Below are 26,185 nucleotides of genomic sequence, written 5' to 3'. Positions count from 1 at the left end.
ACCGTCAGCGCGACCGGCGCGCGCGGATCGCCTTGACGGCCATCTGCACGGCGATGAAGGTGAGGAACACCGCGAAGAGGATGTTCGCGGTCAGCGGCGACATCAGGGTCGCCAGCCACGCCCCGACGGCGGTTGTGGTGCAGGCGGCGACCCCCACGAGGCCGGCGGCGAGCAGGTCGACGTTGCCGTGGCGCAGGTTACCGACCGTGCCCGAGACGGCGGTGGGGATCATCATCAGCAGCGACGTGCCCTTCGCGATGAGGTCGCTCGTGCCGAACAGGAACATCAGTGCCGGCACGACGATGACGCCGCCGCCCACGCCCAGCAGCCCCGCCATGATCCCGGTGAACAGTCCCAACGCGACGAGCCCGATGACCGACCCGACCGTCAGCACCAGTTCGGCGTCGCGGGCGGGCACGACGACGAACAGCATCACGATCACGACCGCGAGGAAGGCGACGAAACCCCAGCGCAGTGCGTTCTGCGGGATGCGGGCGAGCAGCCACGCGCCGATCTGGGCGCCTACGACCGCGCCGGCGGCGAGGATCAGCGCCGGGATCCACGCGACCGAGCCGTGCACCGCGTAAGAGATCACCCCGACGGTCGCGGTCGGCACGATCGCGGCGAGCGACGTGCCGGCCGCGAGTCGCTGGTCGAAGCGCAGCAGCAGCACGAGCATCGGCACGATGACCGTGCCGCCCCCGACGCCGAAGAGGCCGGACAGCAGGCCGGCCGCCAGCCCCACCCCGATGCATGACAGCACGAAGCGTGCGTCACGACGGCGGGGCACCGCCGCCGAGCTCACGCGTGCACCTCGTCGCCGGGCTCGTCGGCCGTCGTCGCCTGCTCGAACTGCGACCGGTACAGGCGCCAGTACGCGCCCTCGGCGGCGATGAGCTCGTCGTGCGTGCCCTTCTCGACGATGTCGCCGTGCTCCATCACGAGGATGAGGTCGGCATCGCGGATCGTCGACAGTCGGTGCGCGATGACGAACGACGTGCGTCCCTCGCGCAGCGCCGACATCGCGTGCTGCAGGAGCAGCTCGGTCCGGGTGTCCACGGAGCTCGTCGCCTCGTCGAGGATCAGCACGCTCGGCTGCGCGACGAACGCGCGGGCGATCGTGATGAGCTGCTTCTCACCCGCCGACACGTTCGCGGCATCCTCGTCGAGGACGGTGTCGTAGCCGTCGGGCAGCGAGTGCACGAAGCGGTCGACGCGGGTGGCGACGGCGGCCTCGGCGATCTCCAGATCGGATGCCGACTCGTTGCCGTACCGGATGTTCTCGCGGATCGTGCCCGCGAACAGCCACGGGTCCTGCAGCACCATGCCGGTGCGCGACCGCACGTCGTCGCGGGTGAGCTCGGCGATGTCCTGCCCGTCGAGGAGGATCCGCCCGCCGTCCAGCTCGTAGAAGCGCATCAGCAGGTTCACGAGCGTCGTCTTGCCGGCGCCGGTGGGCCCGACGATCGCGACGGTCTGCCCGGGCTCGACGCGGAATGATAGGTCGCGGATGAGCGGCTTGTCGGGCGTGTAGCTGAACGCGACGTGCTCGAACTCGATGACGCCGGGGCCCTCGACGAGGGCGGGCGCGTCTTCGGCATCCGGCTCCTGCTCGTCTTCGTCGAGCAGCTCGAAGACGCGCTCGGCCGACGCCGTGCCGGACTGCACGACCGCGGCCATGCCGCCGAGCTCGGAGAGGGGCTGCGTGAACTGCTGTGAATACTGGATGAAGGCCTGCACGTCACCGAGCCGCAGCTGGCCGGAGGCCACCATCAGTCCGCCGAGGACGGCGATGCCGACGTAGCTGAGCGAGCCGATGAACATCATCGCGGGCATCATGAGCCCCGAGAGGAACTGGGCCTTGAACGCGGCCTGGTACAGATCCTCGTTCTCCTCCTGGAACTTCTCCCGCGAGTCCTTCTCGCGTCCGTAGACGCGCACGAGCGCGTGGCCGGAGAACGACTCCTCGACGCGGGCGTTCAGGCGTCCCACCTTGCGCCACTGCGTGTTGAACGCCTTCTGCGACTTCGGCCCGATGATGCCGAACACCACCGCCATGAGCGGCAGCGCGACGAGGGCCACGATCGCGAGCTGCCACGAGATCGAGAACATCATGACGAGCACGCCGACGACGGTGAGCACGTTGGTGACGGCCGTCGACAGCGACTGCTGCATCGTCTGGGTGATGTTGTCGATGTCGTTCGTGACGCGCGAGATCAGCTCTCCGCGCTGCACCCGGTCGAAGTAGGACAGCGGCAGGCGGTTGATCTTCGCCTCGACCTGCTCGCGCAGGCGCCACATCGTGCGCACCATGATGATGTTGATGACGTAGCCCTGGAGCCAGGTGAGCAGGGCCGAGGCGATGTAGATGGCGAGCACGGCCACGAGCACCCACTTGAGCCGCTCGAAGTCGATGCCGGCTCCGACCTGGAAGTTCTGCATCGCGGCGACCATGTTCGCGATGTCCGTCTGACCGGCCGCACGCAGCGCCTCGACGACCTGCGCCTGCGACATGCCCGCGAACTGCGCCGGGAGGGATGCCGAGACCACACCCTCGAAGATGACGTTGGTGGCCTCGCCGAGCACCTTGGGCGCCGCGACGGCGAGCACGACCCCGATCGCACCGAGGAGGGAGACGAGCGCGAACACCCACTTGTACGGGCCCAGCAGGCCGATCATGCGGAAGAAGCTCTGCCGGAAGTTCGACGCCTTGCCGGGTGCGACCGAGTCCCAGTCGCCGGAGTTCAGGCGCGCCTGCTCGGCGAGCTCGAGCTCGTAGCGCTCCTCTTGGGTCATCTCGGTCCCTGAGCCTGTCGAAGGGCCTGAGCCTGTCGAAGGGCCTGAGCCTGTCGAAGGGCCTGAGCTTGTCGAAGGGCTCATGCGTCCACTCCCAGCTGCGACTGCACGATCTCGCGGTAGGTCTCGTTCGAGGCGACGAGCTCGTCGTGGGTGCCGGAGCCGACCATGCGGCCGTCGTCGAGCACGATGATGCGGTCGGCGTCGGTGATCGTCGAGATCCGCTGCGCGACGACGATCTTGGTCACCTGCGGCAACTCTCGCCAGAGCGCCTGGCGCAGCCGGGCATCCGTCGTCACGTCCAGCGCGGAGAACGAGTCGTCGAAGACGAGGATGTCGGGGCGGTGCGCGATCGCGCGGGCGATCGACAGGCGCTGACGCTGGCCGCCGGAGACGTTGGTGCCGCCCTGCGCGATGCGGGCGTTCAGCTGACCCTCCATCTCGGAGACGAAGTCGCGCCCCTGAGCGATATCGAGGGCGTGCCACAGTTCGTCGTCGGTCGCCTCTTCGCGGCCGAAGCGCAGGTTGGACGCCACGGTGCCGGTGAACAGGAAGGCGCGCTGCGGCACGTAGCCGATGCCCTCCCACATGCGGTCGAGGTCGGCCTCGCGCACATCGACGCCGCCGACGCGGACGCTGCCGCCGGTCACGTCGAACAGGCGCGGGATCAGCGAGACGAGCGTGGTCTTACCCGAGCCGGTCGAGCCGACGACGGCGACCGTCTCCCCAGCATCCGCTCGGAACGAGATCCCCTGCAGGACGGGCGCCTCGGCGCCGGGGTAGGTGAACGACACGTCGTCGAACTCGACCGTGCCCGGCGTCGGGAAGGAGCCGACCGGATTCTCCGGCCGGACCAGGGCGTCGCTCGAGTCGAGGATCTCGCCGATGCGGTCGGCCGAGACCGCGGCGCGCGGGATCATGATCGTCATGAACGTCGCCATGAGCACGCCCATGAGGATCTGCCCGACGTACTGCATGAAGGCGAACAGCGTGCCGATCTGGACCGTGCCGGCGTCGACCTGGATGCCGCCGAACCAGATGACGCCGACGACCGTGACGTTGAGCACGAGCATCGCGAGCGGGAACATGATGACGAACAGGGAGCCGACCTTGCGGCCGACGATCATGATGTCGGTGTTCGCGACGCGGAACCGGGCCTCTTCGATGCGCTCGCGGACGAACGCGCGGACGACGCGGACGCCCGTCAGCTGCTCGCGCATGACGCGGTTCACGCCGTCGAGCTTGTTCTGGTACTGGCGGAACAGCGGCACCATCCGGCTGATGATGAACCCGGCGATCACGAGCAGGACCGGGACGGCGACGGCGATCAGCCAGCTCAGGCCCACGTCCTGCTGCAGCGCCATGATGATGCCGCCGATCGCGAGAAGCGGCGCGGTGACGAGCATGGTCGCGCCCATCATCGCGAGCATCTGCACCTGCTGCACGTCGTTCGTGTTGCGGGTGATGAGCGTGCCGGCGCCGAACGAGGACACCTCGCGCTCGCTGAAGCCGCTCACCTTCTCGTAGACGTCGCGCCGGATGTCGCGGCCGGCGCTCATCGCGGCACGCGCCGCGAAGTACGTCGCGATGATCGAGGCGACGATCTGGCCGAGCGCGATCGCGAGCATGAACGCACCACGCGACCAGATGTAGCCGGTGTCGCCGGTCGCGACGCCCTTGTCGATGATGTCGGCGTTCAGACGCGGCAGATAGAGGGATGCCATGGCCGAGGCGAACTGGAACACCAGCACGCCCAGCAGCCACCATTTGTAGGTCCACAGGTAGCGGACGAGGAGCTTTCCGAGCATGCGCGACTCCGTTGCGGCGGGAGGGAACGGTCCATGCTAACGCCGGCCCCCGACACGCACGTGCCCGCGAACGCGGAGAAGGCCCCGGGCGGGATCCGCCGGGGCCTTCTCGATGGCTGCGGGGAGCTCGGGCGACCCGAACGCCGTCGACTCGACCCTGCGGCCATCTGATGTTGCACGTATCACGCTACGCGGGACGGGCCGCTCGTGCCCACCGGTTGACGGCCGCAGCGCGACTCTGCTAAGCCCTCACGCCTGTGCCGTGCGCGCGCACGCGACCGTCGCGAGCGCCGCCGCCTGGTCGCCGAGGACCGCGTCGTCGAACAGCACGCGCGGCGAATGGTCGGTCGCCCGCGGCGTCGAGCAGGCCCTCCTCGAGCATGACCTTCGCTGCTCCGTGGCCTTCCTCCCCCGGCTGGAACATGAAGATCACCGACCCGTGCAGCTCGCTCTGGCGCACCGGCAGCAGCTTCGCGGCGCCGACGAGACCGGCCGTGTGCAGGTCGTGGCCGCAGGCGTGCATGTTGCCGTTGGTCGAGGCGTACTCGAGGCCCGTGGCCTCACCGATGGGGAGGGCGTCCATGTCGCCGCGCAGGAGCACGACGGGACCGGGGTGCGCACCGCGCAGCACCGCGACGACGGAGGTCGTGCGGGTGCCGGTCGTGATCTCCAGCGGCAGTCCCTCGAGCGCGGCAAGGACCTTCTGCTGCGTGCGCGGCAGCTCGAGCCCCAGCTCGGGGTCGGCGTGCAGCGCGCGCCGCAGGGTCACGACCTCGGCATCCCCTCGCCACCGGTAGCGTCGGGGCATGGACAGCACCGACGCCCTGGTCGCCCGCATCGCCGCCGACTGCACGCGGAGGGGCATGACCGTGGCGGCCATCGAGTCCCTCACGAGCGGCGCCGTCGCGAGCGCCCTCGGGCAGGGCGAGGACGCGGCGGAGTGGTTCGCCGGCGGCGTCGTCGCCTACCGCGTCGCGACGAAGACGTCGCTGCTGCGCGTGACGGAGGGGCTCGACCCCAGCACCCCCGAGTGCGCCGCGCAGCTCGCCGCCCACGGGCGGGAGCTGCTCGCCGTCGATGTCTGCGTCGCCGTCACGGGCGTGGGCGGCCCCGAGCCGAGCGACGGACACCTGGCGGGTGAGGTGCATCTCGGGCTGGCGACGGTCGACGGCGTCACGACGTCGACGCATCGCTTCGAGGGCGACCCGGCCGAGGTCGTAGCGCTGAGCGTGCGCGCCGCCGTGGCGGCGCTGGCGGAGGGGGTCACCGCGCAGGCGGATGCCGCGGCATCCGGCACCGTCGCCCGCGACGCCCGCGACGCCCGCGGCGAGCACGATCCGGAAATGCGGATCCTGCCGTTGCGTCCGTCGGATGCCGGGGAGGTCCTCACGATCCAGCGGGCGGCGTTCGTCAGCGAGGCACAGATCTACGGCAGCGCCGACATGTCACCGCTGACGCAGACGCTGGCGGAGGTCGAGGCAGAACTCGAGGGGGCGGACGGCTGGGTGGCGCGGATCGGGGGACGCCTCGTCGGCGTCATCCGCACCCGCACCGCCGACGATCTGCTGCTCATCGGCCGTATCGCGATCGCACCCGACATGCAGGGGGCGGGGATCGGGCGACGCCTGCTCGCCGCGGCGGAGGAATCCACCGGGGCAGCCGAGGCGGAGTTGTTCACCGGAAGCCTCAGCGAGGCGAACCTGCGCCTGTACCGGGACTGCGGGTACGTCGAGACCGAGCGGGTCGATCAGGGCGACGGCACCGCGCAGGTGTTCCTGCGCAAGCGGCTGCGCGACTGAGCGGGGTCCCGCCAGCCGCGACGCCGGTCGCGGGCGTCCCGACGCTGCGGCGTCAGGATGCCTGGAGCACGACTTTGATGCAGCCGTCCTCCTTCTTCTGGAACAGCTCATAGAAGCCTGCGGCGTCGGCGAGCGCGGGCCGGTGGGTGACGAGGTCCTGCGTGCCGAGCGGGTCGGCGGCGTCCTCGACGAGCGGCATGAGCGTGTCGGTCCACCGCTTCACGTTGCACTGGCCCATCCGCAGGGTGACCTGCTTGTCGAACAGCGACTTCATCGGGATGGGATCGGCCTCACCGGCGTAGACGCCGCTGATCGAGACGGTCCCGCCGCGGCGCACCATGTCGAACGCGCTCATCAGCGCGGCCGTGCGATCCAGCCCCGCCGCCTGCAGCAGCGGCTGCGCGACGGGCGCGGGCAGGGCGCCGATCGCGTGATGGGCGGCACTGACGACGGGGTTGCCGTGGGCTTCCATGCCGACGGCGTCGACCGCGGCATCCGCCCCTCTCCCCTCCGTCGCGTCGAGCACCGCACCGACGGCACCCTCCTGATCGAGGGTGCGGATGCCGTGGCGCTCGGCCATGGCGCGGCGCTCGGGTACGGGGTCGATGCCGATGACGTCGTAGCCGAGGTGACGTCCGACCCGCGCGGCGAACTGGCCGACGGGACCCAGCCCGACCACGGCGAGCGTGCCGCCGTCGGGGACGTGCGCGTACTGCACGCCCTGCCAGGCGGTCGGCAGGATGTCGCTGAGGAAGAGGTAGCGCTCGTCGGGGAGCTCCTCGCCGACGGGGATCGTGTTGTAGTCCGCGAGCGGCACGCGCAGGCGCTCGGCCTGGCCGCCGGGAACCTGACCGTAGAGCTTGGTGTAGCCGAACAGCGCGGCGCCGGAGCCGTACTCGCGGACCTGCGTCGTCTCGCACTGGGACTGCAGTCCGCGCACGCACATGAAGCACTCGCCGCAGGAGATGTTGAACGGCACGACGACGCGCTGACCGACGCGCAGGTTCCGGATGCCGGCACCGACCTCCTCGACGATGCCCATGGCCTCGTGACCGAGGACGTCCCCGCGGTCGAGGAACGGCCCCATCAGCTCGTAGAGGTGCAGGTCGGAACCGCAGATCGCGGTCGAGGTGATGCGGACGATCGCGTCGGTCGGCTGCTCGATGCGGGGATCGGGAACCTCAGTCACCTCGACGCGACGACGGGCCTGCCAGGTCAGCGCCTTCATGGTCAGCCCTCGATGCCGCTTTCGGCGATCTCATCCACCGGGAGCGACGCGCGCAGGTCCTGCGGGGAGGCGAGGTTGTCCTCGTCGGTGAACTCGGGGCGCTCCGCGGTGTCGGTGGGGTTCTGCAGGTCCTCGGGAGCGATGTCGCCCTGGCCGTCGTCGCCGAGTTCGGCCGTCACGGGATCTGCACCCTGGGTGTCAGGCTGCTGTCCCGCCGGGGGGAGGTCGCTCGTGGGGATCTGGTCGTCGGGGTTGGCTGTCGTATCCATGGATTCAGACTCGCGCGCCGCACAGGGGCGGCGAAGGGGATTGCGCGGTTCGCCGACGGCGGGTATGGGCGATAGCCCAGGGGCTGTCAACCCCCGGGCACGCGCCGGGGAGCGCGCCTACAGTGGGGCATCTGACCGTCGGCGACATCGTCGACAGAAGAAGGAGTGCACGTATGTCGAACCTGAAGACCTGGCTGCTCGTGATCGCCGTGGGGCTCGTCGCCTACGTGGCCGGTGCGAAGGCGGGGCGCGCCCGCTACCGCGAGATCAGCCACGCCGCCAAGGAGCTGTGGGACGACCCGTCGTTGCGGAAGGCCCGGAACCAGGCCCGCAAGGCGATCGACTCCGCGGCGAAGAAGGCCTCGAAGAAACTCGGCGCCTGACCTGCTGTCTGTAGCGGGAGCGGGGCTTGAACCCGCGACCTCACGATTATGAGTCGTGCGCTCTCACCAACTGAGCTACCCCGCCGCGCCGCACCCACACGGCGAGATGTGGATGCTGCGAGCCCCGAGTCAGGATTGAACTGACGACCCCTTCCTTACCATGGAAGTGCTCTGCCACTGAGCTATCGGGGCGTGCTGCCCGCGAGCGGGCAACCAGAAAAGAATATCAGAGCGTGAGGCTCCCGCCGAACCGGTCAGCCGACCGTGTGCGTGCCGTTCGTGTGCTCCTTGAGCCACTCGATCGGGTCGGTGTGCGCCGTCCCGCCGAGCAGCACCTCGAGGTGCAGGTGCGGGCCGGTCGCCTTGCCGGTCTGACCCACCGTGCCGAGGACCTGACCCGCCGTGACGGTGTCCCCCTGCTCGACCCGCAGCGAGCCGTACTGCATGTGCCCGTAGCGGGTGGAGACGATCTGCCCGTCGATGACGTGGTCGATGAGCACCGTGACGCCGTAGTCGCCGCCGGCCTCGGTCGCGATGCGGACGGTGCCCGCTGCCACGGCGTGCACTTCGGCGCCGAGACCGGGGGTCAGGTCGACGCCCCGGTGCGGAGTGGAGAACTGCGACAGGTATGACGACGACCCGTACGCCGCCGAGATCGGCACGCCGACCGGGAACGGCCACTGGATCGCGGCGGTCGGATCGTTGACCCAGGTACCGGCGAAGAGGGTGACGCCCGAATCGGCGGCGATCTCCGCCATCGAGGCGACGTTGTACGACTCGGGGCGGTCCAGCGTGCTGGCCGGCGCATCGCCGGAGGCCACGAACGCCTGGATGTCGGTCTTCGCAGCCTTCGCCGTCGTCGTCGTGGCGACGGTGAGGTCCGCCGAGCGGTCGGACATCGCGGCGACCGCTTCGGCCGGCGTCGTGGTGCCGATCGCGAGCAGGCCGACGACGGTCATGACGCCGAGCGAGAAGGATGCCGCGGCCACCCGCTTGGCGACGGCGCCTGCGCTGCGGCGAGCACGGCGCGGCGCCACGTGCGCGGCGTCGGCGGACGGCTCATCCGCTGCGGGGCGCTCCTCCGCGACGCGCGCCCGCTGCACGGGCGTCTCCGCCGTGAAGGAGAACAGGCGTGCCGCGAACTCGAACTCGTCGACGGCGCGGTGATCAGCCTCCGGCGCGCTGGGGACGAAGGCGGATGCCGGAGGTAGCTGGTCGGCGACAGGCACGCCGACTGCATCGGTCCCGCTCGCGTGCGCCATGGCCGCGCTGGGGGCACCGGCATCCTCGGCCACCGCTTCGAAGACGGCGCGCGCGGCGCGGCGCAGCCGGCGACGGGAGGCTTCATCGGGCTGCGCACCGAGCGCCGTCTCGGCGGCGATGGCCGCGGCGACGTCGGCGACGACGGTCTCGGCCAGCGAGGGCGTCGCGGCGATCTCCTCCGCCGGCTCCATCGAGGCGGGCGTCTCGACGGCTGCGGCCTGCGCGGCTGCGGCCGCTGCGGCGGCGCGGCGCCGGTATTCGGCACGCGTGAGGACACCGGATCCGGTCGCGGCGTCGGCCGCGGGGGATCCTGCGGTGGCGCGGCGCGGGGGCGCGGCGTCAGCCGTGGGGGTGTCGAGGGTCACATTCCAGGCTCTCGTCGGGCCGCGCAGGCCGGCGGTCCTGGCGGCGACGTACTTCGGGCTTGCGATCACTGTGCCGTTCGGGCGGCAAAAGTAACGATCGGGTAAACACTACCCCGGCCGCGCTGGGAATGCCATGAACGCCGAGCGGTATATCGCTTTCAGGTCGCGATGACCTCACGGAGCCGCGAGAACAGGTCGGGGCCGGCCGCGATCGTCATCTGCCGCCCGGGCGCACCGTCCGGCGCGCCGCCGATGAGTCCCCCGGCCTCGGTCACGAGCAGTCCCCCGGCGGCATGGTCCCACGGGTGCAGGCCGCGCTCGAAGTAGCCGTCCAGGCGCCCCGCGGCGACATAGGCGAGGTCGAGGGATGCGGCACCGGCCCGCCGCAGATCACGCGCGAGCGGCATGACGCGACGCACCCGCTCGAGATCGGGGCCGTGCGTCGCGGGGTCGTAGCCGAACCCGGTCGCCAGCAACGCCCCGGCATCCGTCGCCTGCGACACGGCGAGCCGCCGCTCGCCCAGCCAGGCGCCCTCGCCGCGGGCGGCGCGGAAGAGCTCGTCGACCGCGGGCGAGAACACGACGCCGGCCTGCGCGGTCCATGTGGCCGGCTCCGGCTCACCCGCCACGGCGGCGATGCTGACGGCGTAGTGCGGAATGCCGTATGCGTAGTTGACCGTGCCATCGATCGGGTCGACGACCCACGTGATCCCCGTCGTGCCCCGCTCGGCGCCCGACTCCTCGCCGAGGAATCCGTCGCCTGGCCGCACAGCCGCCAGCCGCGCCCGAATGAGGTCCTCGACCTCGCGGTCGGCCTCCGTGACGATGTCGGCGAGCGTGGACTTCGTGGCAGCGACGGCCACACCCTCGGTCCGCCTGCGGCGCGCCAACTCCCCCGCCTCGCGGGCGATGTCGACGGCGATCAGCAGCAAGTCCCCGGCATCCACCATGGCTCCACGCTACGCGCACTACGGTGGCTCCATGAGCGGGGTCTACGACGCCGTGATCGTGAGCGGCGGCCACAACGCCCTCGTCGCCGCCTACCTGGCAGGTGCCGGCAAGCGGGTGATCGTGCTGGAACGGCTCGGACATCTGGGCGGCGCAGCCGTCTCGGAACGGCCGTGGCCCGGCGTCGACGCGCGACTGTCGCGCTACTCGTACCTCGTGAGCCTGCTGCCGCCGCAGATCATTCGCGACCTCGATCTGCAACTCGATCTGCGCCGGCGGCGCTACTCCTCGTATACGCCCGATCCGGTCGACGCCACACGTGGCCTCCTCGTCGACAACGCGGATGCCGTGGCCATGACGGCGAGCTTTCTCCGCGCGGCCGGCGACGCCCGCGAGGCGGAGCGCTTCGCGGCGTTCTCGGATCGACTGCTCCCGCTCGCCGCGACGGTGTTCCCGACGATGACCGAGCCGCTGCGGCGGGAGTCCTACATGCGTCTTGATCCTCCTGTTTCGGTATGGGCTCGGATCGTAGCGCAAGGGGGGGCGCCCCAGTTAGGGCGGCGAGAGATCAGAGGTAGCGGTCGATGCGCTCAGGGAGCGCGGAGGTTGTTCGAGCGTCTTCTTCCAGTTCGCTTGCTTGTAAAAAATGGAACAGCGGTCCACGATGGACCTGACGGCGAGGCGGGTATGTCATCGCGGCGTGCTTAAACTCGAAGGCGTTCCAGAAGGCGTGTGCGCCCCGTACACAAGAACAGCGAGATCTAGGTGTTTCACCTCCACTGAGAACCGTGCGGCGCTCGCTTCGGCGGCTCGGAAACCGGGCGCTCACCTCAATCGAAAGGAAGCTCGACATGGCCAAGGCAGTAGGAATCGATCTGGGAACCACGAACTCCGTTATCGCCGTCTGGGAGGCCGGCGAGGCGAAGGTCATTCCGAACGCGGAGGGAGCCCGCACTACCCCGTCGGTGGTCGCTTTCACCGAGGACGGTGAACGGCTGGTGGGGCAGCTTGCCCGCCGGCAGAGCATCCTCAACCCGAAGGGCACCATCTCGTCCGCCAAGCGGTTCATCGGCCGGTCCTTCGACGAGATCAAGGAGGAAGCCAACGCCGTCGGCTTCGACGTCGTGGAAGGCCCCAACGGCGAGGCCCGGTTCAACATCCGCGGGAAGCTCTATGCGCCCGAGGAGATCAGCGCGCTGGTGCTGCGCAAGCTCGTCGACGACGCCAGCAAGTTCCTCGGTGAGAAGGTGACCGAGGCCGTCATCACCGTTCCCGCCTACTTCAACGACGCCCAACGCACCGCGACCAAGGACGCCGGACGCATCGCCGGGCTCGAGGTGCTGCGCATCATCAACGAGCCCACGGCCGCCGCACTGGCGTACGGAATGGACAAGAAGAACCACGAGACCATCCTGGTGTTCGACCTCGGTGGCGGCACGTTCGATGTCAGCCTCCTCGACGTGGGCGACGGGGTCGTCGAAGTGCGATCCACCGCCGGTGACACCCACCTGGGCGGCGACGACTTCGACCGCCGGCTGGTGGACTATTTTGCCGACGAGTTCAAGAAAGAGAACGGCATCGACCTGCGCAACGACCCGCAGGCGCTGCAGCGTCTGTTCGAAGCGGCCGAGAAGGCCAAGGTCGAGCTCAGCTCGGTCAGCCAGACGCAGGTGAGCCTGCCGTTTATCACCGCTGACGCCAGCGGACCGAAGCACCTGACGATGACGGTCACGCGATCCAAGTTCGAGGACCTCACGGCCGACCTCGTGGAGCGCTGCCTGGGCCCGGTGCGTCAGGCGATGGCTGACGCGAAGGTCAGCGAGAACGATATCGACGAGGTCATCCTCGTGGGCGGTTCCACCCGCATCCCCGCTGTCCAAGCGCTCGTCAAGCGGCTCACCGGCGGCAAGGAGCCGAACATGACGGTGAACCCCGATGAGGTGGTCGCTGTGGGCGCCGCCATCCAGGCGGGCGTCCTCAAGGGCGACGTCGACGACGTGCTGCTGCTGGATGTCACCCCGCTGTCGCTGGGTGTGGAGACCCGCGGCGGTGTGATGACGAAGATCATCGAACGCAACACCACCATCCCCGCCCGTCGCAGCGAGGTGTTCTCCACGGCGGAGGACAACCAGCCGTCGGTGGAGATCGTCGTCCTGCAGGGCGAGCGGGAGAACGCCGCAGACAACCGGGTGCTCGGCCGGTTCCAGCTCACCGGTATCCGTCCGGCGCCTCGCGGCGAAGCGCAGGTGGAGGTCACCTTCGACATCGACGCGAACGGCATCCTGAATGTGACCGCGAAAGACAAGGACACCGGCACCGAGCAGGGGATCACGATCAGCGGCACCTCGAACCTCGACCAGGGCGAGATCGACCGGATGATCAAGGAAGCCGAGCAGCACCGTGCTGACGACCAGGCGCTGCGCCAGGCCGTGGACGCCCGCAACGAGCTGGACTCCGCCGCCTACCAGGTCGAGCGGGCACTGCGTGAGCTCGGCGACGCTGCACCGCAGCACGAGCGTGCCCGCGCGGAGCTGCTCATCACGCAGGCGCGTGAAGCGGTGGCAAACAACGTCGGCGAGCAGGAAGCGAAAGAGCGCACCGGCGAGCTGCTGCAGGTTGCGCAGTCCCTTGCTGCGGCCCGCGCGAACGCCAGCCACGCTGAGCAGCCCGCTCAGGACGACGAAGACGACGTCGTCGACGCCGAATTCGACAAGTAGCACGGAGGGAGGATCGCGATGGTCGAGGAGCAGAACGAGGACACGCGGGCCGTGGACCTGCTGAACGACGACCTCACCGACGTATCCCCGGAGGAGATCCGCGCCGCGCAAGCAGCGCTCGCCGCCCAGTTGGAGACGGCCGACGACCGGTGGCGCCGGACGGCAGCGGACTACGACAACCTCCGCAAACGGATGGCGCGCGAGATCCAGACCGTCCGCGAGCAGGAGCGGCAGCACACCGCCAAAGCCTTCTTGCCCGTCGTCGACGCGCTGGACCGGGCGCTCAGCTTCGGGGTGGACCTTGACGAGGGCGTTCTGGATGGCATGCAGGCCGTCCGGGCGCAGGCCGCTGATGCGTTGCGCGCACTCGGGTACCCCGAGATCGTCATCGACGGTGCGGAGTTCGACCCGCAGCTGCACGAGGCGGTCTCGGTCGTCGAGGATGCCAGCGTCCCGCCGCGCAGCATCCTCGCCGTCACTCGCCCCGGGTTCGGAACGCCTGAGCGGATGCTGCGACCGGCTGCGGTCGTGGTCACCCGCAGGCCGGATGAGGAGTAGGAGATGGCGGAGGATCTCTACAGCGTGCTCGGGGTCTCCCGGTCGGCGGATCAGAAGGAGATTCGCCGCGCCTACCGGGAGAAGGCCCGCAAGTTCCACCCGGACGTCAACAAGACCCCGGGGGCGGAGGATACCTTCAAACGGATCAGTGAAGCCCACGATGTGCTGTCGGACCCGGAAACCCGCGCACAGTACGACCGGTTCGGTGAGAACTTCCGCCAGTACGCCGCCGCGGACGCGGCTCGCTCCTCCGAGCAGCCGCGCCGCAGCGGCGGCACCCGATACACGTGGAGCGGGGGCGGCGCGCAGAGCGTGAACTGGGAGGACCTCTTCGGGGGCGGCTTCGGTGGTTTCGGTCGCGGCGCCGACCACACCGCGGAGCTGGAGATCACCGTCGAGGAGGCCTACCGGGGCGGGCGGCGCACCGTGCAGGTCGCGTCGCCGTACGGTGGCGCGCAGGAGTACACCATCGACATCCCAGCGGGCGCTGTCGACGGGCAGCGGCTGCGGATCGCGGGCGCAGGCGGAGCGGGCGCCGACGGACAGGACGGGGACCTGCTGGTCACGCTGCGCGTGAAGGACAGCAAGCGGTACCGGCTCAGCGGCGCGGACATCGAAACGGACCTTCCCATCTCACCGTGGGAGGCGGCGCTGGGCGCGGATGTCAGCGTGCCCACCCCCGGGGGCCCGGTCACCGTGCACGTTCCGCCCGGCTCGTCCACTGGCAGGCGGCTCCGCCTGCGCGGGCAGGGGATGCCCCGCAGAGGACAGCCGGGAGATCTGTATGCGCGGGTGAAGGTCGTCGTTCCCCGCACTCTCAGCAAGAAGGAGAAGGAGCTGTTCGAACAGCTCCGCGACGTATCGTCGTTTGATGCCAGGAGAGGATCATGACCTCACATCACCTGCCCGTCCGTGTCGCCCGGGCCGACCTGGCGGCGACCGCGGTGGCCGCAGGTATCCACCCGGATACGCTGCGGAAGTTCGTCGAGCTGGGGCTGGTCACCGCCCACGTCGACACCAGCGGCCGGCTGTGGTTCGCCCGTACCGTCCCCGCCCGCGTGCACACCATCGTGCGTCTGCACTCCGATCTTGCCGTGAACTACGCCGGCATCGCACTCGTGCTCGACCTGCTCGCCCGCATCGAGCAGCTCGAGCAGCACCGGACCATCCGACTCGAAGGAGACACCTCATGGACATGAACTCACTCACTCAGAAGTCGCAGGAAGCGCTCACCTCGGCCCAGAACATCGCGGTCCTCGCCGGTCAGATCGAGACGGATGAGGAGCATCTCCTGCTCGCACTGCTGCAGCAGGAGGAGGGGCTGATTCCCCGACTGCTGCAGGCGACCGGCGCTGACCCGGACTTGGTGCGCGCGGCGGTGGAGGCGGAGATAGCCCGGAAGCCGAGGGTGTCCGGAGCCTCCCCGCAACCCACGCAGGTCTACCTCAGCCGCAGCCTCTCGGCCACTCTTGAACGCGCCGAGCGGGAAGCGAAGCGGCTGAAGGACTCGTATATCTCCGTCGAGCACCTGCTGCTCGCCATCGCCGATGACTCGTCTTCCCGGGCCGCATCGCGGATCCTCCGTGAGCACGGCATCACCCGGGAGAACTTCCTGGCTTCCCTCAGCAAGATCCGAGGCAACCAGAATGTGAACTCTGCCACCCCCGAGCAGACCTACGAAGCGCTCGAGAAGTACGGCCGAGATCTGGTCGCTGACGCCCGCGCGGGGCGTCTGGACCCGGTCATCGGCCGGGACTCGGAGATCCGCAGGGTCATCCAGATCCTCTCTCGCAAGACGAAGAACAACCCCGTCCTCATCGGGGAGCCCGGTGTCGGAAAGACGGCCATTGTGGAGGGGCTGGCCCAGCGCATCCTCAACGAGGACGTCCCCGAGGGGCTGCGGGACAAAACGATCTTCTCCCTGGACCTGTCCTCGCTGGTAGCGGGAGCAAAGTACCGGGGCGAGTTCGAAGAACGGATGAAGGCCGTGCTCGCTGAGGTCACTGCAGCCGAGGGGCGCATCTTGCTGTTCATCGACGAATTGCACACCCTCGTCGGTGCGGGCGCCACGGAAGGAGCGATGGATGCCGGCAACATGCTCAAGCCGATGCTTGCCCGCGGTGAACTGCACCTGATCGGGGCGACCACTCTCGACGAGTACCGCAAGCACATCGAGAAAGACGCCGCGCTGGAGCGACGGTTCCAGACGGTGATGGTCGAAGAGCCGGACGTGGAGGACGCGATCTCCATTCTCCGCGGGCTGCGGGAACGTCTGGAGGTCTTCCACGGCGTCCGCATCCAAGACAGTGCCCTGGTAGCCGCGGTCACGCTGTCCTACCGTTACATCCCGGACAGGTTCCTGCCGGACAAGGCGATCGACCTCATCGATGAAGCCTGCGCGCGGCTGCGCACCGAGATCGACTCGATGCCCGCTGAGTTGGACGAACTCATCCGTCGCGTCACACGCCTGGAGATCGAGGAAGCGGCGCTGTCCAAGGAGACCGACGCTGCCAGCAAGAAACGGCTGGAGGAGCTGCGCCGCGAGCTCGCCGATCTGAGGGCAGAAGCGGACGCGAAGCGCGCGCAGTGGGAGGCGGAGCGACAGGCGATCCGCAAGGTGCAGGAGCTGCGCGCGGAGCTGGAGCAGCTGCGCCGCGAAGCCGAGGCCGCCGAACGCTCCTACGACCTCAACCGCGCCGCCGAGTTGCGGTACGGGGCCCTGGCCGACGTCGAGCGCCGCCTCCAGGCGGAGGAGGAACGGCTGGCCCGCAAGCAGGGCGGGCAGCGGCTGCTGCGGGAAGTGGTCACCGAGGATGAGATCGCCGAGATCGTCGCCGCGTGGACAGGCATCCCGGTCGCCCGGTTGCAGGAGGGAGAACGCAACAAGATCCTCTCCCTTGACACCACCTTGAAGGAACGGGTGGTCGGCCAGGACGAAGCAATCGCGTTGGTCACCGACGCGATCATCCGCGCCCGCTCCGGTATCCGCGACCCGCGCCGCCCCATCGGGTCGTTCATCTTCCTCGGGCCCACCGGTGTGGGGAAGACCGAGCTTGCAAAGGCGCTCGCGGAGGCCCTGTTCGACAGCGAGTCCGCGATGGTCCGCCTCGATATGAGCGAGTACCAGGAACGGCACACCGTCAGCCGCCTGGTCGGGGCGCCTCCCGGGTACATCGGTTACGACGAGGGCGGCCAGCTCACCGAGGCGGTACGCCGTCGCCCTTACAGCGTCGTCTTGTTCGACGAGATCGAGAAGGCCCACCCGGACGTGTTCAACACGCTGTTGCAGGTCCTCGACGACGGACGGATCACCGACAGCCAGGGCCGTACCGTCGACTTCCGCAACACCATCATCATCATGACCTCCAACATCGGCGCCCATCACCTGCTGGGTTCCGATGGAGGCGAGATTCCCGACGATATCCGCAACAGCGTGCTCGCTGAGCTGCGCGCCCACTTCCGCCCGGAGTTCCTCAACCGTGTGGACGACATCGTGGTGTTCGCACCGCTGGGGCGCGAGCAGATCCAGGACATCGTGGAGCTGCAGTTCAACGACCTGCGCGCCCGACTGGCGGAGCGTAATATCCGCCTCGAACTGACCCCGGACGCGCGGCAGTTCATCGCTGACCGCGGTTACGATCCGGTGTACGGCGCCCGCCCGCTGCGGCGCTACATCAGCCATGTGGTCGAAACACGGCTGGGGCGGGCGCTCCTCAGCGGCGAGGTGACGGACGGGGCGACGGTCACTCTCGATGTTCGCGAGGGTGATCTTGTCTTCGACATCGACGACTCCGCATCCGAGGAGACGGCATGAGCGCCGTCGTCTCGTGCCCGAACTGCGGGAAGAAAAACCGTGTCCCTTCTGCAGCATCCGGGTACCCTCGGTGCGGCGTCTGCAAGACCACGCTCCCGTGGATCGTGAATGCCGGCGACGGTGACTTCTCCCAGGTTGTGGAGCAGGCGCCGCAGGTGGTGCTTGTCGACCTGTGGGCGTCCTGGTGCGGACCGTGCCGGCAGGTCAGCCCCGCACTGGAGAACGTCGCCACGCAGCGGGCAGGAAAGCTCAAGCTCGTGAAGGTGGACGTGGACGCTGCACCGGAGACGGCGCGGAAGTTCTCCGTTCAGGCGGTACCGACCCTCCTCATCCTCAAAGACGGGAGGGTCCTCGCCCGCCAAGCCGGCGCGGCACCTTCGGACGTGCTGCTGCGGTGGGTCGACGAAACCCTCGAGAACCAGCCCGCATCCTCAGCCGCGACCACATGAGGTACGTCGACCCGCACGCTCCCCTCATCCGCCCCGTCCGACCCCGCACCCCCGGCATGTGTGAGGACTGCGTAGCCGCCGGTACGCACTGGGTGCACCTTCGGATGTGCCGAACGTGCGGAAAGGTCGGCTGCTGCGACTCATCCCCAATGCGCCACGCCCGCGCGCACGCGCTCACGCAAGGGCATCCCATCGTGCGCTCCCTGGAACTGGGGGAGAACTGGAGCTGGTGCTATTTGGACGAAGCATACCTATGAGCGACACTGTCGACCCCGGCGACACCCACCTCCCGCAGACCGAAACCCCCGACCCCGTCGGCGCGTTTCCTCGCCTGTCTGATGAACAGATCGACGTGCTGCTTGAACGCGGGAGGCGGCGGCGGCTCGCCAAGGGCGAGGTGCTCATCCGACCCGGAGATCACCCCTCGTCGCTGTACGTCGTGCTGGACGGGTACCTGCTGACCACGGATACTGAACCAGCAGACGACCCGCGCCCAGCGGACGAGCCGGTGACGGTGGGCGTGCACGGCCGGGGACGGTTCGTCGGGGATGTGGGGCTGCTGGAAGGGCAGCCCTCGTTCGCGTTCGTGTCCGCCATCGACGCCGCCGAGGTCGCGGAGATCCCCGTGGAGGAACTGGAGGCCATCGTCACCTCCGACCCGCTTCTGGGCGAGATCATCCTGCGCGCCTACCTCATCAGACGCTCCCTCGCCATCGGTGTCGGCGCCGGACTGCGGGTGGTGGGGTCCTGCTTCTCCCCACAAACCCGTGACGTGCTGGACTTCATCGCCCGCAACCGGCTCCCCCACCGGCTGGTGGACTTGGACGAGGACGAGAAAGCGGAGCGGCTGGTCCGCCGGCTGGGGGCGACGGTAGCCGACTTTCCCCTGGTCATCCTCGGCGGCTCCCGCACGGTGCGGGCCGCCACGCCGGCGCGGCTGTCCGCTGAACTGGGAATGCGCCCCCCGGCACCGCCGACGACCTGCGACGTCGTCGTGGTCGGGGCAGGACCTGCCGGGTTGGCAACCGCGGTGTACGCCGCGTCGGACGGGCTGTCGGTTTACCTGTATGATTCGGTGGCAACCGGCGGCCAGGCGGGTACGTCGGCGAAAATCGAGAACTACCTCGGGTTTCCCGCCGGGATCTCTGGCGCCGAGCTTGCCGACCGCAGCGTCCTGCAGGTTCGGAAGTTCGGAGCCACCTTGGACATCCCTGCCACTGTCAAGAAGATCGTCGAGGCCGACGACAGGTTCCGTGTCGTGTTCGACGACGGCCGTGAGGTGACCTCGGAGGTCGTCGTGCTGGCCACCGGAGTCAGATACCGTTCACTCCCCGCCGCAGGTTTGGACAGGTTCCAGACCTCCAACGTCTTTTACGCCGCGACCGCGCAGGAAGCGCGGGTGTGCGGGGACGCGCCGGTCGCCGTCGTCGGCGGTGGGAACTCCGCCGGCCAAGCGGCGCTGTTCCTCGCCCGCACCTCCTCCCGCGTGTACCTGGTGGTGCGGGCGGCGGAGCTGGGGGCGGGGATGTCACGGTACCTCGTGGACCAGATTCAGAATCACCCCCGCATCGAGGTGCTGCTGTCATCGGAAGTCGTCGACGCGGACGGCGACAGTCGGCTGGAACGGATCACCGTCCGAAGTACACACGGTGAACTGCGGGATCTTGCGGTCGAGCACCTGTTCGTGTTCATCGGCGCCGTCCCCGCCACCGACGGGCTGGCTGTCGGGGTGCAGCGGGACGCCGACGGATACATCCTCACCGGACCAGACGCCGAGTTCGCCGGCTCTCACTCGCCTGGCTCCGCTCGATTCTCGCTGGAAACCACCGTCCCCGGTATCTTCGCTGTCGGGGACGTGCGGCGCGGGTCGGTGAAGCGGATGACCTCAGCGGTCGGTGAGGGTGCCAGCGTGGTCAGGCAGATCCACGAGTACCTCTCCGGAGGCCGTCACAACCGGGTACGCGCATGACGGGGGATCTTGCCTGGCCACCACGGCTGTTCCGGCGGATGCCTGTCCTCCACATCGCCGCGGAGCGCGGGGAGGGCCCAACGGTTTTGCTGCTGCATGGCATCGCCTCCTCGTCGGTCACCTTCCACAACGTCCTCCCGCTGCTCGAGCGCACGCACCGCTGCATCGCCATCGACCTGCTCGGATTCGGGGAGTCGCCGGCCCCTGCCTGGGCCAACTACACCCTCGCCGATCATGCCGCTGCCGTCGAGCGCACCGTCGCATCGCTGCGGCTGCGGGAGCCGTTCACTGTCGTCGGCCACTCCATGGGTGCGCTCATCGCCGCCCGCTACGCTGCCCGCAAGCCGCGCCGGGTCTCGGGGCTCGTGATGGTCAGCCCGCCCATCTATCTTTCCCCGGCGGAGATCGGCGACGCGTTCGAGCGCGCCCGCATGGATTTCTACCTCCGTCTCTACGAGTACCTGCGCACCAACCGGGACTTCACCCTCCGTCACGCCGCGCTGGTGCAACGGCTCCTTCCCATCCCGAAGGCCGTGGACATCACCGAACGCAACTGGGAACCGTTCGTCAAGTCGTTGCAACACTCCATCGAATCACAGACCACTCTCAGCGACCTCGCTCACGTGAAGGCGCCTGTCGATGTGATCATGGGCAACCTCGACGAGTTCCGGTCGGAAGCGGTGCTGCGCATCGTCGAGCGGATGCGGGGCGTCACAGTCCGTCGGGTCCGGGCGACCAACCACCTCATCGGCAAGCGACTCGCCCGCGCCGTCGCCGACGCGGTGCTGACCCCCTCGCATCCAAGAGTTTCCGGAGATGGGGTAGCGCTATCGGGCCGGGCGCAGTACCTTGAAGCCACGCTCGTCTGATGAGTAGATGGGGAAGGGACACTGATTCCACATGGCAATGACATTCGATCCGTTCAGTGAGCTCGACCGGCTGGCAGCCGGGTTGCTTCAATCGCGCCCGGGACCGCGCGTGATGCCCGTGGACCTCTACCGCGACGGCGACCGCTACATCCTGTCGGCCGACTTGCCCGGAGTGGACCCTGGGTCGGTGGACATCGACGTGGACGGTCAGCTCCTCACCATCCGTGCCCAACGGACGGCCACGCGCGCCGACGGCGCCAAATGGCTCGTGCAGGAGCGCCCCGCAGGAACCTACCTGCGGCAGTTCAGCATCGGTGAGGGCGTCGACTCGGCGAACATCACGGCCTCATACGACAACGGCGTGCTGAGCTTGGTCATCCCGGTCAGCGAGAAGGCCAAGCCGCGCAAGATCCAGGTTCTGTCTCAGAACTCGGCCGAGAAGCGAGGAGAGGTTGCCGAGCAACCGACCCATCAGGGCTGAATCGCCCTGCCATGGAGATCGGGCGTAGTGCGCAGCTCTGCAGGAATGGGGCCGGTCGAAGATCAACCGTGCTTCACGAGCAACTACGGGCGTAGCCCTCTGTACGAAACCCGACGGGACGCGACTAGTCGGGACCCGATCCCTTTCGCCGCGTAAAACGTAGAAGGAGTTCACTATGACCACCGCTGGCACACCCCGTAATCAGTCCTCCGACAACAGCCCTGAGGACTTCGAGTACACCGCTGACCCCCGCTGGAAGCAGGCCATCGCCGAGTACCCTGACTACGCCTCAGCTCAAGCAGCCGTGGACCGTCTCGCTGACGCCGGTTTCCCAGTCGAACGTGTTGCCATTGTCGGTTTAGATGTGCGCGTCGTCGAGCAGGTGCTTGGTCGGCTCACAAGTGCCAAAGCAGCGTTGCGTGGAGCGGCAGCCGGCGCCTGGTTTGGTCTCCTCATCGGGCTGCTGTTCGGCCTGTTCGCACCAAGCTTTGGCTGGCTGGCTATCGTCGCGATCTCAGTCGTTTCTGGCGCGGTGTGGGGCGCGGTGCTGTACTTGCTGGCCCACCTCGCCACCGGCGGGCGCCGTGATTTCGACTCCGTCCAAACCCTCCAAGCCAGCCGGTACGAGGTTCAGGTCGAAGCGCCTTTCGCAGCAGAGGCCGCGCGGCTGCTCGCAGGCAAACCCGCCCGGCCCACCGATTGACCGTTTCGCGTTGTTGCGGCAAGAGCACCCGGGCGCGAGGTGTAGCCCATTGTGTGACTGCAGCGGCGACCAACGGTACGGCGATGAGCACAACGGACGCCTCGACGGAGGGGCGACCTCGATTACGCCTACTGCCGCGGGGGCGGCGAAAGCCCAGAGGTAGACCGGCAGGAGAAGTAGCTGCGCGATCACGAGCAGCGGCGCGGGCGCCAGTAGCTTCTCGTGCGCTGCGCAGGCTAGGGCGGCGAACACGATCACGTAGTCAATACACGGGGCGACTAGGGCGTGTCTCCCATATGGGTTGTGATTGACGCGCGATTTTGGGTACATGGCTTCGGTTGTGGATTCTCGGACGCGTCGATTGACGGATGCGCAGTGGGCGTTTGATCGCGCCGTTGCTGCCGTCGAACGTGGGGCGTCGTGGGCACCCATTCGGTGATGATCGCCGGGTCGTGGACGGGATCATCTACCGGTTCCGGACCTCGACGCCGTGGCGGGATGTGCCGCGAGGCGAGTTCGGCCCGTGGCAGACGATCTGGAAGCGGCACCGCCGGTATGCCGGAGACGGGACATGGGATCGGGTGCTGCAGGCGCTGCTCTCGCAGGCAGACGTGGCGGGCCTGATCGATTGGGATGTGTCGGTGGATGCGACGATCGCGCGTGCGCATCAGCACGCGACGAACACCACCCGCCCTGACCAGGACACAGGGGGCACGATCGAATCACAAGAATCTGCGGCTGGATAAGGTCGAACCCGCCGGTCACGGTATCGGTCGCTCGCGGGGCGGGCTGACCACGAAGATCCATCACGCCGTCGACGGGAACGGTCTGCCGTTGGCGATCGTGGTCACCGGCGGGCAACGCAACGACGGGGCGATGCTCGAGCAGGTCCTTGACGACATCCGCGTTCCCCGGATCGGCGGCGGGCGCCCCCGCGCCCGGCCGGACGCGGTCCTCGCGGACAAAGCCTATGGGTCCGGCGTGAACCGGCGCATGCTCCGCGCCCGTGGCATCCGGGTCGTGATCCCCGAGAAGAGCGATCAGATCGCCACCCGCAAACGCAAGGGCAGCAAGGGCGGCAGGCCGCCCGCATTCGATGCCGAGGCCTACAAAGACCGCAACGTCGTCGAGCGGTCCTTCGCACTCGTCAAGCAATGGCGCGGCATCGCCACCCGCTACGACAAGCTCGCCATCACCTACCGCTCCGGCGCAGTGCTCCACGCCGTCCTCACCTGGGCCACCCTATTGGGAGACATGCCCTAGCGCCGCGGGTGTCGCGAAAGCAGGCCGAATCGACTCTTTCGACCCGCCGGAGGGCGCTCAGGTCAAGATCAACCTGCTTTTGCGACGGCTGCCGCGGCTGCGCGACGCCGAGGTCTCCCCGGAGGCGGCGTTCGCGGGCACGTTCCACATCAACGAGACGGTGACCCAGCTCGACGACGCCTATGCCGCAGCGGCGGGCGGCGGCATCCCCTCCCCGCTCCCCCTGCGGAGATCTACTGCCACTCTCTGACGGACCCGACGATCCTCGGACCCGCGCTGCAGGCCGCCGGGGCGCACACGCTGACGCTGTTCGGTCTGCAGGTGCCGCACCGATTGGCGGCGGATGCCGATGCCGACGCCTACCGCGACACCTTGCTGCGCGCCGCGCAGGTGCCGCTGGACAGCGTGCTCGCCGAGCCGATCATGGACTGCGTGTACCGGGCGCCGGACGGCAGCGCCTGCATCGAGGTGAAGACGACGACTGACCTCGAGCACGCGCTCGGCATGGCCGGGGGCGACATCTTCCACGGGGCGCTCGCCTGGTCGTGGGCGGGCGATGACGAGCCGCTCGACACACCCGCCGCGCGGTGGGGCGTCGCCACGGCGCACGAGCGGGTGCTGGTCTGCGGCTCCGGCGCGCGGCGCAGCGGCGCGGTCAGCGGCCTCGGCGGACACAACGCCGCGATGGCGGCGCTGGAGCTGCTCGGCTGATCCGGATCAGCCCTGCGGCGGGAGCGGCGGAGGCGGCGGGAACCCCTGGTACCCGGACTGCGGCGCGGTCTCGGCCGGAGTGGGGGCGCCCGGCGCGGATGCCGGGGACGGCGCGGATGCCGGGGGCTGCCCGCTTGGCGCTGCTGCCGGGGACGGCGCGGATGCCGGGGGCTGCGCGCTTGGCGCTGCTGCCGGCGGCTGGGCGGCAGCGGGAGCGGGGGCCTGCGGGTACGTGGGCTGACCGGTGTAGTACGCGTTCCAGTCCGGGCTGCCGTCGGGGAGGACGGGCAGGGGCGTGGCACCGTCGGCATACGTCGGCCACTGCAGTACCGGCGCGGCGCCGTACGCCGTCGGGTTGACGGGCCGGGGCTTCTTGGGCGCGAACAGCGCGTTGACGAGCGGAACGAGCGCGGTGCCGACGGCGGCGAGGATGGCGAGGGCGACGACCACGCGCCAGTACAGCGGGCGGTAGTCAACGAACTCCTCGGTCATGATCGGCAGCACCAGCATGACCGCCAGGATCACGACGAGACCGATCGTGACGTAGGTCACGATCGTGGTGAAGGTCGTCTGGTGGCGCAGGAACGCCCGCAGGTACAGTCGCGCGTGCAGCAGCGTGCCCTGGATGATGAGGCCGATCAAGACGAACTTGAAGATCCGGTCGCCGCCGGCGTACCAGGTGTTGGTCGGCATCCAGATGAGGAACGCTCCGATCAAGAGGAGCAGCACCCACGAGACCATGCTCGCGAGGGTCAGCCACGCCGGGCGGCGGGCGGCGAGGTTGGCCTCCATGATGGACACGCCCGCGAAGCCGGCGAGCAGCACGATCGTGAGGAACGCCTTGGCGACGATGCCGTCCGAGTCACCGACGATCACCCAGATGACGCAGACGATCGCCGCCGCGATGAGGGCGCCGATCGCGACCCAGATCGATGCGCGCAGCACCTTGTTCGACTCCGGAGAGGTGATCGGTTCGGTCATGTCGTTCCCTTCGCCGGGCGGTGCGCCCCCAGTCGGTCCTGGTAGGACCCATCCTGACATGGCGCGACCGTCCGGCGCGGGCTTGTCCACAGGGCGTCTGAACCACGAAGGGCCCCGCGTGTGCGGGGCCCTTCGTGGTATTCGTTCGGTGGCAGGTGAGGGATTCGAACCCCCGAAGTCTAAGACGGCTGATTTACAGTCAGATCCCTTTGGCCGCTTGGGTAACCTGCCAAGTGCGCACCCGCCCGGCTTTTTCAGTCGACCGGAGGCGCGATCACCCATCTTACCCGGCCGCGGGCCGTGCGAAAAACCGGCGGCGCATCAGCCGCCCGAGACGACCCTGTCGACGAAGGCTTCGACGCGGTGGCGCGTGCCGTCGATCCGTCGATCGACGTTGGCGCGCACCTCGCTGGGCGCCAGCGGCGCGGCGAGCCGGACGTTCTCGTGGCAGCCGAGATCGGCGCAGATGTAGGTGCCGACGCTGTCTCCGCGCGCCCCGGCATCCCCCGCGCGATGCGCCGTGAACAGCACGACCTGGTTTCCCGGCTGCATGGTGTGGCAGAGGTTGCAGAGCGCCGCGCGTGAACGGCCGCCGGATGCCGCGCGCACGACGATCCCTGTCGCCGCCCCCTCGCGCTCCACGACGATGTAGCCCCGGCCGCGGGTCTGCGGATCGGGCCACGCCAAGAAGTCGAGGTGATCCCAGTCGGCCAGCATGAACGACATCGGCACCGCGAGGCGCTCGAGCTCGTCAGCTGTGGCGTTCACCAGCGCGGCACGCACCTGGTCTTCGGTGAGCGGCTGCATCCCG

Annotated in this window: 23 protein-coding genes, 3 tRNA genes and 3 pseudogenes; 16 read left to right on the top strand and 13 right to left on the bottom strand. The window is 68.9% G+C overall.

Annotation, left to right across the window (positions count from 1 at the left end; translation table 11 throughout):
* Positions 1-4 precede the first annotated feature (4 nt).
* The 4 genes and pseudogenes from JOD60_RS06555 to JOD60_RS06540 all read right to left on the bottom strand — a co-directional run.
* The gene (locus JOD60_RS06555) at positions 5-805 is read right to left on the bottom strand and encodes a sulfite exporter TauE/SafE family protein (RefSeq protein WP_076689644.1); all 801 of its coding nucleotides are present in this window, start codon (positions 803-805) and stop codon (positions 5-7) included.
* Complete coding sequence (locus JOD60_RS06550; RefSeq protein ID WP_076689642.1) at positions 802-2,796, bottom strand: ABC transporter ATP-binding protein; 1,995 nt, start codon at positions 2,794-2,796, stop codon at positions 802-804. The genes JOD60_RS06555 and JOD60_RS06550 overlap by 4 nt, the downstream gene beginning before the upstream one ends.
* Positions 2,797-2,876: 80 nt before the next feature.
* Positions 2,877-4,604 carry an ABC transporter ATP-binding protein gene (locus JOD60_RS06545; RefSeq protein WP_076689640.1) on the bottom strand — a complete coding sequence of 576 codons (1,728 nt, stop codon included), beginning with the start codon at positions 4,602-4,604 and terminating at the stop codon, positions 2,877-2,879.
* A 253-nt stretch (positions 4,605-4,857) separates the two neighbouring features.
* Positions 4,858-5,412 (bottom strand): annotated as a pseudogene (locus JOD60_RS06540) (M20 metallopeptidase family protein); the annotation flags it as partial.
* Between JOD60_RS06540 and JOD60_RS06535 the strand changes: the two are divergent.
* On the top strand, positions 5,411-6,403 hold the full coding sequence (locus JOD60_RS06535) for a nicotinamide-nucleotide amidohydrolase family protein (protein WP_084201924.1): 993 nt from the start codon (positions 5,411-5,413) through the stop codon (positions 6,401-6,403). The pseudogene JOD60_RS06540 and the gene JOD60_RS06535 overlap by 2 nt on opposite strands.
* Before the next feature lie 52 nt (positions 6,404-6,455).
* Here JOD60_RS06535 and JOD60_RS06530 read toward each other — a convergent pair whose 3' ends face one another.
* Both JOD60_RS06530 and JOD60_RS06525 read right to left on the bottom strand, forming a co-directional pair.
* Positions 6,456-7,631, bottom strand: coding sequence for an alcohol dehydrogenase catalytic domain-containing protein (locus JOD60_RS06530; RefSeq protein ID WP_076689638.1), 1,176 nt, complete (start codon positions 7,629-7,631; stop codon positions 6,456-6,458).
* Between the two features lie 2 nt (positions 7,632-7,633).
* Positions 7,634-7,900: a hypothetical protein gene (locus JOD60_RS06525; RefSeq protein ID WP_076689636.1), complete on the bottom strand. Its 267-nt coding sequence runs from the start codon at positions 7,898-7,900 to the stop codon at positions 7,634-7,636.
* Positions 7,901-8,073: 173 nt separating this feature from the next.
* Between JOD60_RS06525 and JOD60_RS06520 the strand changes: the two genes are divergently transcribed.
* A complete protein-coding gene (locus tag JOD60_RS06520) occupies positions 8,074-8,283 on the top strand; it encodes a hypothetical protein (protein WP_076689633.1) in 210 nt (69 codons plus the stop codon).
* Between the two features lie 11 nt (positions 8,284-8,294).
* Here JOD60_RS06520 and JOD60_RS06515 read toward each other — a convergent pair.
* The 4 genes from JOD60_RS06515 to JOD60_RS06500 form a co-directional block, all read right to left on the bottom strand.
* Positions 8,295-8,368: transfer RNA gene (locus JOD60_RS06515), tRNA-Met, on the bottom strand.
* A 35-nt stretch (positions 8,369-8,403) separates the two neighbouring features.
* Positions 8,404-8,475, bottom strand: a tRNA-Thr gene (locus JOD60_RS06510).
* A gap of 62 nt (positions 8,476-8,537) precedes the next feature.
* Positions 8,538-9,911: a M23 family metallopeptidase gene (locus tag JOD60_RS06505; protein ID WP_076689631.1), complete on the bottom strand. Its 1,374-nt coding sequence runs from the start codon at positions 9,909-9,911 to the stop codon at positions 8,538-8,540.
* 158 nt (positions 9,912-10,069) lie between these two features.
* The gene (locus JOD60_RS06500; protein WP_076689629.1) at positions 10,070-10,861 is read right to left on the bottom strand and encodes an inositol monophosphatase family protein; all 792 of its coding nucleotides are present in this window, start codon (positions 10,859-10,861) and stop codon (positions 10,070-10,072) included.
* Here JOD60_RS06500 and JOD60_RS06495 point away from each other — a divergent pair.
* From JOD60_RS06495 to JOD60_RS06430, 14 genes and pseudogenes are all read left to right on the top strand, one after another.
* Positions 10,860-11,354: pseudogene (locus tag JOD60_RS06495) on the top strand (NAD(P)-binding protein); the annotation flags it as partial. The gene JOD60_RS06500 and the pseudogene JOD60_RS06495 sit on opposite strands and share 2 nt — an antisense overlap.
* Positions 11,355-11,710: 356 nt before the next feature.
* A complete protein-coding gene (gene dnaK / locus JOD60_RS06490) occupies positions 11,711-13,576 on the top strand; it encodes a molecular chaperone DnaK (RefSeq protein ID WP_076689627.1) in 1,866 nt (621 codons plus the stop codon).
* An 18-nt stretch (positions 13,577-13,594) separates the two neighbouring features.
* Positions 13,595-14,134 carry a nucleotide exchange factor GrpE gene (locus JOD60_RS06485; RefSeq protein WP_076689625.1) on the top strand — a complete coding sequence of 180 codons (540 nt, stop codon included), beginning with the start codon at positions 13,595-13,597 and terminating at the stop codon, positions 14,132-14,134.
* 3 nt (positions 14,135-14,137) lie between these two features.
* The gene (locus tag JOD60_RS06480; RefSeq protein WP_076689623.1) at positions 14,138-15,025 is read left to right on the top strand and encodes a DnaJ C-terminal domain-containing protein; all 888 of its coding nucleotides are present in this window, start codon (positions 14,138-14,140) and stop codon (positions 15,023-15,025) included.
* Positions 15,022-15,333, top strand: a complete 312-nt coding sequence (locus JOD60_RS06475; protein ID WP_076689621.1) for a chaperone modulator CbpM — start codon at positions 15,022-15,024, stop codon at positions 15,331-15,333. Before JOD60_RS06480 ends, JOD60_RS06475 begins: the two co-directional genes overlap by 4 nt.
* On the top strand, positions 15,324-17,948 hold the full coding sequence (gene clpB, locus JOD60_RS06470; protein WP_076689619.1) for an ATP-dependent chaperone ClpB: 2,625 nt from the start codon (positions 15,324-15,326) through the stop codon (positions 17,946-17,948). Before JOD60_RS06475 ends, clpB begins: the two co-directional genes overlap by 10 nt.
* On the top strand, positions 17,945-18,397 hold the full coding sequence (gene trxA, locus JOD60_RS06465) for a thioredoxin (protein WP_076689617.1): 453 nt from the start codon (positions 17,945-17,947) through the stop codon (positions 18,395-18,397). The genes clpB and trxA overlap by 4 nt, the downstream gene beginning before the upstream one ends.
* Positions 18,394-18,654 (top strand): UBP-type zinc finger domain-containing protein, encoded by a 261-nt coding sequence (locus JOD60_RS16670; protein ID WP_076689615.1) that lies wholly within the window; start codon positions 18,394-18,396, stop codon positions 18,652-18,654. Before trxA ends, JOD60_RS16670 begins: the two co-directional genes overlap by 4 nt.
* On the top strand, positions 18,651-20,366 hold the full coding sequence (locus JOD60_RS06455) for an FAD-dependent oxidoreductase (RefSeq protein ID WP_076689612.1): 1,716 nt from the start codon (positions 18,651-18,653) through the stop codon (positions 20,364-20,366). The genes JOD60_RS16670 and JOD60_RS06455 overlap by 4 nt, the downstream gene beginning before the upstream one ends.
* On the top strand, positions 20,363-21,235 hold the full coding sequence (locus JOD60_RS06450) for an alpha/beta fold hydrolase (protein WP_084201923.1): 873 nt from the start codon (positions 20,363-20,365) through the stop codon (positions 21,233-21,235). The genes JOD60_RS06455 and JOD60_RS06450 overlap by 4 nt, the downstream gene beginning before the upstream one ends.
* Positions 21,236-21,266: 31 nt before the next feature.
* Positions 21,267-21,716, top strand: coding sequence for an Hsp20/alpha crystallin family protein (locus JOD60_RS06445; protein ID WP_076689608.1), 450 nt, complete (start codon positions 21,267-21,269; stop codon positions 21,714-21,716).
* A gap of 175 nt (positions 21,717-21,891) precedes the next feature.
* Complete coding sequence (locus tag JOD60_RS06440; RefSeq protein WP_076689606.1) at positions 21,892-22,419, top strand: general stress protein; 528 nt, start codon at positions 21,892-21,894, stop codon at positions 22,417-22,419.
* Between the two features lie 368 nt (positions 22,420-22,787).
* A protein-coding gene (locus JOD60_RS06435; RefSeq protein WP_372430793.1) for an IS5 family transposase occupies positions 22,788-23,682 on the top strand; the annotation gives its coding sequence in 2 pieces (ribosomal slippage) (positions 22,788-23,116 and positions 23,115-23,682; 897 coding nt in all).
* A 46-nt stretch (positions 23,683-23,728) separates the two neighbouring features.
* Positions 23,729-24,393, top strand: a pseudogene (locus tag JOD60_RS06430) (NAD(P)/FAD-dependent oxidoreductase); the annotation flags it as partial.
* Positions 24,394-24,399: 6 nt separating this feature from the next.
* Here JOD60_RS06430 and JOD60_RS06425 read toward each other — a convergent pair.
* From JOD60_RS06425 to JOD60_RS06415, 3 genes are all read right to left on the bottom strand, one after another.
* A complete protein-coding gene (locus JOD60_RS06425; RefSeq protein ID WP_076689602.1) occupies positions 24,400-25,374 on the bottom strand; it encodes a hypothetical protein in 975 nt (324 codons plus the stop codon).
* 149 nt (positions 25,375-25,523) lie between these two features.
* Positions 25,524-25,605: transfer RNA gene (locus JOD60_RS06420), tRNA-Tyr, on the bottom strand.
* Positions 25,606-25,695: 90 nt separating this feature from the next.
* A complete protein-coding gene (locus JOD60_RS06415; protein WP_076689600.1) occupies positions 25,696-26,181 on the bottom strand; it encodes an FBP domain-containing protein in 486 nt (161 codons plus the stop codon).
* Positions 26,182-26,185 lie beyond the last annotated feature (4 nt).

It is taken from the genome of Microbacterium aurum, from assembly GCF_016907815.1.
GTDB classification, from domain to species: Bacteria; Actinomycetota; Actinomycetes; order Actinomycetales; family Microbacteriaceae; genus Microbacterium; species Microbacterium aurum.
The sequence above is the reverse complement of the archived record's forward strand: the minus strand, read 5'-3'. Positions and strand labels throughout refer to the sequence as shown.